Here is an 11,476-nt window from a genome sequence, read left to right on the forward strand (position 1 = left end):
CCTCCCGATGAGCCTGAATTGACATAGGGGGATACCCCCATTTTAGCGCAAGATGATCAAGTGGGATGCCCCTCTTGAATACTATGCTATGTCCTTCTTCAAAGAAGAACGTTTAGGACACTATTGGATTCTAACGCTATTTAGTTGCTGTTTTTTAGGTATAACGGCAAGTGCAAACAATTATTCTGAGAAATGGGAACCTCAAAAATTTCTTAATCCATTCACTCCTGAAAGTGTTTTACTACAAAAGGACAGCATTTACAAAGTTTTGAAGACTCCTAATGTTAGTAGTATAAGAACATCAAGAGTTCCAGTTACGCCGCCATGGTCAGTTAAAATTAATTCAGAAGAAAAATTCAATCTCTTCAAAGTAATTGACAATAACAATGATGGGAGTACATGGATTCTCTATGATGACCGTCATGGTGAAATTAGTGCATGCTACGTCTATAGTGTGAGAGATAACGCTGACGATTGGCTTGTTACTCCGCCTGTAACTTTAAAAAAGGACGTGAACTATAAGATTAAGTTTCATGCTCATTCAAATTCCGATTACTATAAAGAAAAGATTGAATTAAAAGTGGCCCAAGAGGCTGATGCTTCAATCCTTTCTTCAGGTGAGATCGTTATGCCGCCAACAGAGTTAGTAAGATCTAATACGGAGTTTGTAAAAATGTTTACACCCAAGGAAGATGCTAACTATTATTTCGGTTTTCATGCCATCTCTGAAAAGAATATGGATAGAATCTTTTTATTGGATTTATCAATAGAGAAAGGTGCAGTTAATGAAGCTCCGTCAACTCCTGAAGGACTCAAAGTTGAAGCGAGCGAGGATGGCTCTCTTTCTACGCTTATTACATATACCGCTCCAAAACAGACTGTTAATGGGAATATATTAAGTAAGATTGACAGCGTTGTCATTAAACGTAATGATAAAAAAATTGCAACAATGACTGATGTTCTGCCAGGAAGTCGTCAGACATATAAAGATGATTATATTACTCTAAACGGTATTAATACGTATCATGTTTCTTGTTTCCTAAGTGGTTTGGAGGGGAAAGAGGCATATACTTCTGTATTCGTCGGAGTTGATGCCCCAGTTAAACCAGATAAATTTAGTATTTCTGATTTAGGATCAAAGATTAAATTTCAATGGAATCCTGTAACGAAGGGGCAGAAAGATGGACGAATTAATCCCAAAACCATTTCGTATAAAATTCACACATTTGACGATAAGAATAAACCGACTGTATATGTAGGAGAAGTTGTTGGCGAGACCTCATGGGAAAAAGAGTATAACACTAATGAAGGAAATCAGAAACTTACTCAATATGCTTTGATGGCCTCTAATACAGGTGGAAATAGCGAGTTCCAATATTCAAATGCAATAGTGACAGGAGCCCCTTATAAATTACCCTTTAATGAATCATTTTCTTTTGGAGGAGAGCATGCTTTTGAACATTTTTGGTGGATGGATGGCACGGGATTAGGACTGGATGCTGGTCTTTCAAAGGTCGAGTTTGAAGACTTGTATTCGTACGATGATGACGGATCATGTCTTAAGTTTACTACCTACGGCTATAATGATATTTTAAATCTTTATACTGGTAAGTTGAATATAAAGACTGACTCTAAAGTTAAGCTTGCGTTTAGTTATAGAACCGATGGCTCACCTACATCTCATTTTTTACTTAATGCTGTCATGCCTGATGGAAAGACTCTTAATTTATCAGAGTACGATGTAACAAAGAAAACCAACTGGGAAACAGTTATAGTTGATATTCCTGATTATATTAAGGGGCTTGATCATATTATGCTTAATTTTCAGTTGAAGAGTACTGGATCTCCGGCTGAGCCTCAAACACTATATATTGATAATGTGAATGTGGTTGAGACTTCTAGCCGTGATGTTTCAATTAGAATGAAGGCTCCGACGAAGATTCAGAAGGGTAAGTCGGGAAAGCTAAGAATATATGTTAGAAATAGTGGCGCTGAAGATTTGAATGAGTATGCTATCAAGGTGACTAAGTCGGGTAATGTGTTGACAGAAAGGTCTATTAATGAACCACTTCCTGCTTTTACTATAAAAGAATTTGACATAGATTTACCTGTATCAGCTGTTGAGAAAGCCGACGAATTTTTCATTGAGGCAGAAGTCAAAGTTGAAAAAGATGACTTTCTTGACAATAATAAAGCATCTAGTACAATAGTTCTTTTTGACTACGATGGCCCAACAGCTAATAATTTAAGTGGCAACTGTACTTATGGCGTGGTTAATTTAACTTGGAATGCTCCATTGCCAATGAATAAGACTGTTTTAGAAGATTTTGAATCTTATGAACCTTGGATGATTGACAATGTTGGCGCGTGGACAATGATTTCTAGAGATAATTCTATTTCTGGAAGTTTATTTAACGATCTTCAGCTTCCTCATGAGCATGAACCTTATGCATTTATGGTTACAAATTTTGAAAGGGATTATTCAGCAGGTAAAAGGCTGCCTGGGCATTCAGGGTACACTTACTTATCTGCCATCTATGGTATTTCAAAGGATGGTACATCTCATGTAGGCACTGATAAGTGGCTTATAAGTCCGGATTTGTCGGGTAATGCTCAAACTATAAGTTTCTTTGCTATTAATCATGATGCACCAGAGAAGAAATTTTCTGAACGGATAAATGTACTTTACTCAATAACGGATAATAATCCTGATAGTTTTACACAAATAGGCGATACACATGTGATTAGTAAAAATGTATGGGAGGAAGTAAGAGTAAATCTTCCTCAAGGTGCAACGTTCTTTGCTATTCAGAGTAAGAATAATCCTGGAGAATGTAATTGGCTTGGTTTGGATGATATTACCTTTGAACAAGGTACCGGCAATGTTGTTGGATTTAACATTTATAGAAATGGTGAATTAATTGCGAACTCAGTTAAGGAACCTTCGTATAGCGACAAAACAGCATCCGACGGTGATAATTTATATCAAGTAACTGTTTTGTATGCCAATGGGAATGAATCGAAACCGATATCTGTAGTTGTTAAGACCTCCGATACAGGTTTATTGACTATTACAAATGAAGGTAAACCTTTTGACATTTATTCGATTGATGGCTATCTTATCAAAAAGGGTGCACTTTCATTTGAAGGTATTCCTGAAGGTATTTACATAGTAAATGAGCAAAAAGTGATTATTCATTGATGTGCTTATGTAAGTATTTTGTTAAATCGATTTAGAGTTAGTCTTTTTCAATAATAACTAAGAGCTCGGCAAAGCCCGAGCTCTTTTTTGTTAATATATCATTCTTACTTGCGCCTAATTAAACTTGGCTTTTCTATCTATATAAGAGAAATGCCTAATAAAAACACTTTCATAAGTATAAAAAGTTAATTACAAGTCGTTTTTTAACAAAAACAAGAGTTCTTGTAATGCTTATAATTCATAAGAATTCTAAGTACAGTAGATGTAAAACAATTGTTCCTAGGATAGTTAACAAGACAACAATCTTTCAATTTATTTTTACCTTATATTAATAATAAGATTAGAAAGCATCGTCAAGGGAGATTACAACTGATCGCACAAAAGAACATACATCCTACTCCAAAGAAGAATTATGGAAACATTGGAACAGTTCTAAAACTAATGATGATGGAAAGCACATAGATCTGGAGCAATTTCATGCCCAAACAAATACAGAAAGAGTTCTGGCTCAAAGTCAAGCAAAGTCCTATAAACTACCTCAAAAAACACAAACAATTCTTCTTACAACTCATATTAGGATTATATGAATAGAGCGATGTGATACCACCTTTGTGGATGCCCCGGCAACACAAGCAACGGGAAAGAGGTATGTCGGAATTGGAGATAGACAAGCTTCGTTCATTAAAAAGCTCTTTTCTTGAAGGTATCTTTGTTTGATACAGGCCTGCAGTCGGAGGCACTTCTTGCAACTATCTCAAAGAAAGTCTTGTTTGCATTTGCGACAAAAAAAGGAAGCCCAAATCATAAAACTAACATACATTTTATGATTGGGCTTCTTGTATGAAGAAAACTCTAAGACTTATGAATTAGATTCCATCTTCAATGGACCACACGAAAGCTCTTAGTCCCTGCTCCGGTGTTGCCTCATCAAGTTTCTTAAGCTCTTCAAGTACAGGCTTTACCTGATGATCTTGACATACGGTCAGGATTGCACCGTTTAGGGTAGGCCAAGCATGGTCACCAAGGTGAGGCTCACCTCCATTTGAGCCTTTCCCTTGGACCGTGTCCCACAGAGTATATCCTTTTAGGAGGTTTCTGTGCAACACCTTTAGAATAATATCCTGATATGCCTGATTGTAGGCAATAAAAATTGATTTCATACTATCGTCATTTAATCTTGTTGTTCCTTCTCAAGACGCTCTTTAAGCTCATGCTTTTTGACAAGCTTCTTACGTTCTTTCTTTGTATCCATCGCAAGTACAGTCGTATAGATCGTTGGGATCAATATCAATGTAATCAATGTTGATACCACAAGACCGGAGACTACAGCAATACCCATAGGCTTCCACATTTCTGATCCTTGACCGATACCAATAGCCATCGGCAATAGACCGAGTACAGTGGTGGCAGTGGTCATAAGTACCGGACGCAAACGAGATTTACCTGACATCACTACACTATTCTTGATACCATTTCCTCTCTCACGACACAGTCTGATATAGTCAATCAATACAATACCATTCTTCACCACGATACCCATTAGCATAATCAAACCAATCAATGCCATAACGGACAAAGTCGTATTGGTAAGCAACAATCCAAAGATCACACCCGTAAAGGCAAATGGGATGGAGAACATAATTACGAATGGGTCTCTCAGACTCTCAAACTCTGCCGCCATCACAATAAAGACAAGCAGGATAATCAATATAAGAAGCGAACCAAGGTCACCAAATGACTTTTGCTGGTCTTCATAAGTACCACCCACCTTGTAACTGATACCATCGGGAAGCTGCACTTTCTTCATCATAGATTGTGTCTCTGCCACAAGGTCAGACAAAGCCTTTCCTTTGGCTACAACACCTGAGACGGTGACGATACGCTGACGGTCTTTACGCTCAATCGTAGGAGGCATATACTCTTCACGGACCTTGCCAAGCTCACAAAGACGAATACCGCGACCTTGAGGTGTGTAGATAATGGTGTTTTCTACATCTTGCAGAGAACGCCTGCTATCTTTGTTGAGACGAACCATAATCTTATATTCATCACCATCTTCTCTAAAGTACCCGGACTCGGCACCATTAAATTGATTGCGAAGAGCAAGAGCCGCTGTACTTACATTCAAACCATTTTCGGCAAGTTTCTTACGATCAAAATCAACTTGGAAGTTAGGAACATAATCCTCACGACTTACAGTTACCTGCGAACAAGACGGGAACTTAAGCATTGCCTCCTTAAACTTACCTGCCAATTCGTCGGTCTTCTGGAAGTCATAACCATAAATTTCAAGGTCTACGGTCGGCTGACCTCCGGCACCACCCTTATTACCTCCGGCATTAACCTGGAACGTCTTGATGGCAGGGTGTCTCTTAAGTGATTGACGAATACTTTCGGCTACCTCTTGCATAGATCGCTTACGATCCTGAGGGTCTACCAACTTGACATTGAAGCTGAGCACATTGGTACCATTCTTATTCATGGACGCAAAGGTATTGTCAGCGTCTGCCTGTCCAAGAGAATAGTTGCAAAGTTTAATTTCCGGATTGTCTTTTGTCCACTCCTTATATAAAGTTTGAGCCAAATCTCTGGTCTCTTCCACAGCCGTACCCGCAGGAAGCTCAGCAGTCAAAGAGATAAATGAGTTGTCCGCCATTGGGAAAAACTCGGTCTTGACCATAGGAGCGCAGAAGATACTTGCTGCAAAGATTACAACAGCCGAAGTAATGATGGTCTTGCGGTGTGTCACTGCATATTTCAAAGTGCGAACATAGATGTTCTCCATACTCTTGAGCATTCTCTCGATCGGAGCAAATATTTTAGCTGATTTGGAGAGGTTGTTGACCTTTGTTCTTCTCAATAGCTGAGATGAGAGCATAGGCGTAAGCGAAAGAGCAGCCACCGTAGAAATGATCATAATGATACTTACAATCCAACCCAACTGACGGAAGAGGATACCGGTCATACCGCCCACCATTGTCAATGGCAAGAATACCGCCAACATGGTGAGAGTAGAGGCAATCACAGAAATACCTACCTCATTGGTAGCGTGGATAGCCGCCTGCTTGGGATAGGACCCTCGCTCAATATGCGTCGTGATATTCTCCAAGACCACAATGGCATCGTCGACGACCATACCAATCGCAATAGAGAGAGAAGACAGAGATATAATATTGAGTGTATTGCCCGATGCAAGCAGGTAGATAAACGAACCCACAAGAGAAACCGGGATTGTAAGACAGATGATAAATGTCGCTCTCCATCGTCCGAGGAAGAATAGCACCACAAGCACCACTACAAAGAAGGTGATATAGATAGTCTCTTCCAAACTGGAGATAGTCTTGTTGATATTCTCTGAAGTATCAAAAATAATTCCCAACTTCACATCAGGCGGAAGTTGCTTCTGAATGATCGGCATCTCCTCTTTGATGGCTGATGCAATCTTCACCGAATTGGCACCACTCTGCTTATTGATGACAATCATGGCTCCTTGGACACCATTGTTGTATACCTCTTGTGAGCGTTCGGCTTGCGAGTCTTCTACACGAGCCACATCCTTTAGGTAGACATTTCGACCATTGATACTGGAGATAACTATATCTTCCAACTCCTTAGGATCCGATATCTCACCCTCCACACGAAGAGCTGTTGTCTGCTTGCCAATATCGATAAGACCGGCAGAGACAGTTCTATTCTCTGCCATGATGATACGACTAATCTGCTCTATTGGGATATGATAAGCTTCCAACTTGATAGGATCGCAGTAGACCTGTATCTCACGCTTTACCGGACCCATGATCGTAATACCACCGACACCATCAAGACGCCCTAAGGTATTTTTTACATCATTGTCCAATATCTTATTGAGGGCTCGAGTGCTTTCTTTGGCTTGTACAGACATGATGACGATAGGAATATCATCGGCACCAAATCGGAAAAGCATCGGCTTATTGGCACCATCGGGAAGCTGATTGGTAACCATATCGAGCTTATCTCGCACATCATTCGTCGCAACATTGATATCAGTACCCTCATTGAAAGTCAAACTAATAATGGATATATTCTCGTTGCTCTTAGAAGTAATGTGCTTTAGATTACTTACTGCATTCAAAACGTTTTCCAAAGGACGGGAAACGTTGTTCTCAATATCCGAAGAGCTGGCTCCGGGATACGAGGTTATGACCATAATGCTGTTCGTCTCAAACTCCGGATAGAGGTCTATCGGTAGTTTGGTAAGTGAGAATACGCCTAATATCGCAAGTGCCACAAAGGCAAGCATGGTCGTAATAGGCTTATTGACAGCTGTTTTATATATACTCATAGATCTTCTGATTTTATAAGCTCTTTGTCAAAACAACAAAGCGGCTCAGTATTTAATCTTTGTTTGTTGGATTAATCTTAACCAACTGACCATCTTCAAGAGAAGAACTTCCATTGGTAACCACCACATTGCCGGCATCGATACCACTTAGGATTTCGTAATTGGCATCAATCATTCGGCCAACTTCCACAGTGTGTCTTTTGACCTTGCCACCATTATATACAAAGACATATCTTTCGCCACTACCCTGCTGTTTGTTGACTGCTGTGGTAGGCACTACGATAGATGTATGCTGACCAAGGTCAATAGTAGCTTTGGCATACATACCGGGACGAAGTTTTTGATTGCGGTTGGGGATGGTAATCTCTACACCAAAGGTATGTGTTGTAGGATCGACAGATGGATAGATAAGCCCTACATATCCTTCGAAGTCTTCATCCGGGAGAGACTCCACATTGATGCTTACCGGCATCTTGTTTTTGAGCTTGCCATAGTATTGCTCAGATACATTCAACTTAAGCTTTACAGGAGCTATCTGCTCAACCACGTAGATAGGCATAGACATATTGGGCATATCGCCATTGTCATAATTGCGAGCTGTCACCACTCCCGATACCGGGCTTCTTAGCACCGTATTGGTAAGCATATTGTTGTACTGAGTCTTGACAATCTGATAAGCTGTCTGAAACTGATCGAGCTGGGCTTTGGAATAGCCGCCTACCTTGTACAATTCGACTGCTCGGTTGTAATCAAGCTTGGCCTTATCCATCTGAGCCTTGATTTGACTTAGATTGGAGTTGTCCAATGTAGCCAAAACCTGACCTCTTGACACACGATCTCCCACTTCGGCATTGAGCCTCATAATCCTCATGGGTGATTGAGAGGTAATGTTGTTTTTGATTTTGGACTCAATCATGGCTGTAAATTCCTGGATGTCGCTTACCGGAGCAACAAATGCAACAGCTGTATCAACAATCTTTGCAGAATCCTGCTGTTCTACTGCAGCATCTTTCTTCGATCCCTTGCAACCTACGATAGAAGGGATAATGGCTGCAGATAATATAAGTGCAATAATAGTTTGTCTTTTCATTTTATCTTATTACTTATGGAGGTTACTAAATTATTGTGGGAGATTGTTTCCACTCAACTGCTCGATAGCAAAGAGTGATACCATGAAATTATAGACAGCTTGGCTGCAATTGAGACGAGCCTGCAAAAGCTGTACATCGGCATCATTGACCTCTAAGATTGTACCGGCGCCATTCTCATATCTTGCCCGCGCAATCTCATAGCCCTTTTGGGCACTCTTCTCTGCCTCTTTGGCTGCCGAATAACTTTTGACTGCTGTATTCATAAGATCGATCTGCTGCTGCATGGCAAGTGAGAGATTTCTTCGTGCATCACCCTCTTGAAGCTTAAGCATCGTGATATCGGTATTGGCTTGCTTCACTCCATAATATCTTTTTCCACCACTAAAGATGGGGATGCTCAGACGAAACATCAAAGAGGAGCTTGGAGTCCAAAGTTTGGAATCACTAAAGTCAATCTTATTATTCATGTACGAGTAGTTATAATTGCCCGACAAGGAAAGTGTAGGCAAATACTCAAACTTCTTAATCTTCTTGGCCTTGTTGAGTAAAGTGTCTTGAATAGAGAGCATTCTCAAACTGCTATTGTTGTCTATCGTTGTATCAGCCTTAAGATAACCGGCATAGACATTCTGATCATAATCATCCAACGACTCTGTCAGTTCAATAGGAGTGTTTGGATCAAGCGCAAGCAACACACACAGACGCTTCTTGGCAAGTGACGCACCATTTTCTGCCTGAAGGAGATTGGGCTCCAAGTTTTGAACCTGAACCTCGGCACGAAGACGGTCAAACTCAGCAATCACACCTTGTTTGTACTTCTGCTCAACATTCCGGTAATTGGTTTTGGCATTCTCATAACTCGCCTTAAAAACATCTACCGATTTTTGAGCAAGCAAAGCAGATAAATAGGCCTTCTTCACCTCTGCAGCCATATCAATCTTAGAGCCACGAGCTTTTTCGAGTGAAGCAGCCATCTGAGTATTGCCTATGCTGATACTTTCCCAAAGCATGGGAGAGACAAGAGGCATAGACGCGGTGATACCTGCCTGAATGTTGTGACTTACACCCATCGAGATACCCTTAGGCTTATCCATGCCGGGCATCTGCAAAAACATGACCGGCTTCTTGATTGTGTAAGTATAAGATGATGACGCATCGATCGTCGGAAACAAATTGCCTATCGTGGCACGATTGGCATACTTTTGCTTCTCTATCTGCACATCGGCAACCTTCACTGTAGGGTTGTCACTTAGTGCAATACGAATAGCAGTATTCATATCCAAGCTCAAAGGTTTGGTAGAATCTGTTTGAGCAATTGCTTTCTCAGCAATTCCGGTTGTAAATAAACATGCCAGTATCAAACCGGCACAGCTAATTATCTTCTTCATACGTTATAACTTAAAACGTTTACGCCCTATACGATGAGACAGGTAAATCAAGGTTTAAGCAACCTTATATCTCATTATCTCTATAAAGAACTTACACTTAGCAAAAAAATATAGCTATAAAGCTCTTATTTAATAACCTGATTCTCAACAAAAAAGTTCAACATATAGGGCTGAACTGTCCTTGTGTATAATAAAATTTATAAATAGTCTGCCGCAAAACCAGCAGAAAAGCAGATTGCACTTTCAACCTGTACCAACTTTCAAAAGCGATCCTGTCTTGATAGGGCAACATCTTTGCGACAATTATCTCACAAAGACAGGCCTCACGATCCGACAGATCTACCTCTCAAAGTCAAAGGCAAAAGTAAAAGGATTGTAAGTTCTCTCAATTATACAATAGTGACAAATTAGGGTAATTTTTGTCCTCAACGGGCATCTATACGCAAAATCAGCAGAGAAAGTCAGCAGAGCAAAGAGGTCAATGAGACGGCTCTCCCCTTTTCTATCACAGCCGTTCTGACTTTCTAAATTCCACCGGGCTCAAGTAAGTATGCTTCTTAAAAAACTTATTAAAGTTGGTTGCCTCGTCAAAGCCGAGCTCAAAACTTATCTCTTTGACAGACAACTCACTATACAAAAGCAGCCGCTTGGCTTCCAAAACTCTCCGACTATCGATATATGATTTGGGAGTCATCCCAATAGCTTCCACCACAGCTCCTGTCAACTTCTTGGATGTCACTCCAAGCTTTTTTTGATAGTCTGACACACTTTGTGTCGTTTTGTAATGCTCCTCAACCGACTGACAAAACTTATTTGCGAGTTCATTGACTCCACCTACATTCTCTGTGTCAATATAGCGATCAATATACAACAACAAAATCCTTAGATAGCTTCTTGTGATAGGAGCTTGAAAAGCATCTTTAGGACCATTGATTTCCTTCTCAACAAGGGCAAAAAAATTGTCTGCCTTCTTGTTAGTTTTTAGTGGATGCCGATGAAACATAGGGCTCAACGCCTTGGAATTATGCAGAAAGGAGGCATCAAATTCTGTCTCAGCAAAAAACTTAGACGTAAAAAGGAGTGCATAACCCTTGTAATGAGAACTAAAATCAAACTGACACACCTGTCCCTTGGCAACCACAATCATATCGTTCTCATGCAATGTGATATCCATAAAGTCGACCTTCAACCTAAGGTAACCCTCAGATAAATAGACGACATAATAGAAATCCGTCCGATGAGGTTCCGAAAGCAACTTTGGGGGTTTCTCATAACCCAGCTCCTTAACCTCAACGCCCAAATCACTGGCGACAGGCATCTCATCAAATGCATACTGAACTATTTTCTTCATACGAAGCAAAGTTACTAAGAAGCAATCTAAATATCTATCCTTTGCTTAAAGAATATTTACCTCCAAAACAAATGATACTTCATAGCTTTATTTCAAAAGCTTCAGACAGGGCAGGTCAGATAC

6 protein-coding genes are annotated in these 11,476 nt (G+C 40.2%); 1 reads left to right on the forward strand and 5 read right to left on the reverse strand.

What is annotated here, in order from left to right:
- The first annotated feature begins 52 nt into the window (after positions 1 to 52).
- Positions 53 to 3,202, forward strand: a complete 3,150-nt coding sequence (locus tag ACFO3G_RS02430; RefSeq protein WP_380077647.1) for a choice-of-anchor J domain-containing protein — start codon at positions 53 to 55, stop codon at positions 3,200 to 3,202.
- 866 nt (positions 3,203 to 4,068) lie between these two features.
- Here ACFO3G_RS02430 and ACFO3G_RS02435 read toward each other — a convergent pair.
- The 5 genes from ACFO3G_RS02435 to ACFO3G_RS02455 all read right to left on the reverse strand — a co-directional run bounded on the left by ACFO3G_RS02435 (position 4,069) and on the right by ACFO3G_RS02455 (position 11,353).
- Entirely contained in the window at positions 4,069 to 4,362 is a 294-nt protein-coding gene (locus ACFO3G_RS02435) for a PG0541 family transporter-associated protein (RefSeq protein WP_380077649.1), read from the reverse strand.
- Between the two features lie 11 nt (positions 4,363 to 4,373).
- Positions 4,374 to 7,523: an efflux RND transporter permease subunit gene (locus ACFO3G_RS02440; protein ID WP_380077651.1), complete on the reverse strand. Its 3,150-nt coding sequence runs from the start codon at positions 7,521 to 7,523 to the stop codon at positions 4,374 to 4,376.
- Between the two features lie 52 nt (positions 7,524 to 7,575).
- A complete protein-coding gene (locus tag ACFO3G_RS02445; protein WP_380077653.1) occupies positions 7,576 to 8,613 on the reverse strand; it encodes an efflux RND transporter periplasmic adaptor subunit in 1,038 nt (345 codons plus the stop codon).
- Between the two features lie 30 nt (positions 8,614 to 8,643).
- Positions 8,644 to 10,002, reverse strand: coding sequence for a TolC family protein (locus ACFO3G_RS02450; RefSeq protein WP_380077655.1), 1,359 nt, complete (start codon positions 10,000 to 10,002; stop codon positions 8,644 to 8,646).
- 505 nt (positions 10,003 to 10,507) lie between these two features.
- Complete coding sequence (locus tag ACFO3G_RS02455) at positions 10,508 to 11,353, reverse strand: helix-turn-helix domain-containing protein (RefSeq protein ID WP_380077657.1); 846 nt, start codon at positions 11,351 to 11,353, stop codon at positions 10,508 to 10,510.
- Positions 11,354 to 11,476 lie beyond the last annotated feature (123 nt).

The sequence above is a fragment of the Falsiporphyromonas endometrii genome (genome assembly GCF_042654485.1).
Lineage (GTDB): Bacteria > Bacteroidota > Bacteroidia > Bacteroidales > Porphyromonadaceae > Porphyromonas > Porphyromonas endometrii.

Coding starts and splice junctions, on each gene's coding strand:
- ACFO3G_RS02430 (WP_380077647.1), top strand. CDS start 53: ATGATCAAGTGGGATGCCCCTCTTGAATACTATGCTATGTCCTTCTTC.
- ACFO3G_RS02435 (WP_380077649.1), bottom strand. CDS start 4,362: ATGAAATCAATTTTTATTGCCTACAATCAGGCATATCAGGATATTATT.
- ACFO3G_RS02440 (WP_380077651.1), bottom strand. CDS start 7,523: ATGAGTATATATAAAACAGCTGTCAATAAGCCTATTACGACCATGCTT.
- ACFO3G_RS02445 (WP_380077653.1), bottom strand. CDS start 8,613: ATGAAAAGACAAACTATTATTGCACTTATATTATCTGCAGCCATTATC.
- ACFO3G_RS02450 (WP_380077655.1), bottom strand. CDS start 10,002: ATGAAGAAGATAATTAGCTGTGCCGGTTTGATACTGGCATGTTTATTT.
- ACFO3G_RS02455 (WP_380077657.1), bottom strand. CDS start 11,353: ATGAAGAAAATAGTTCAGTATGCATTTGATGAGATGCCTGTCGCCAGT.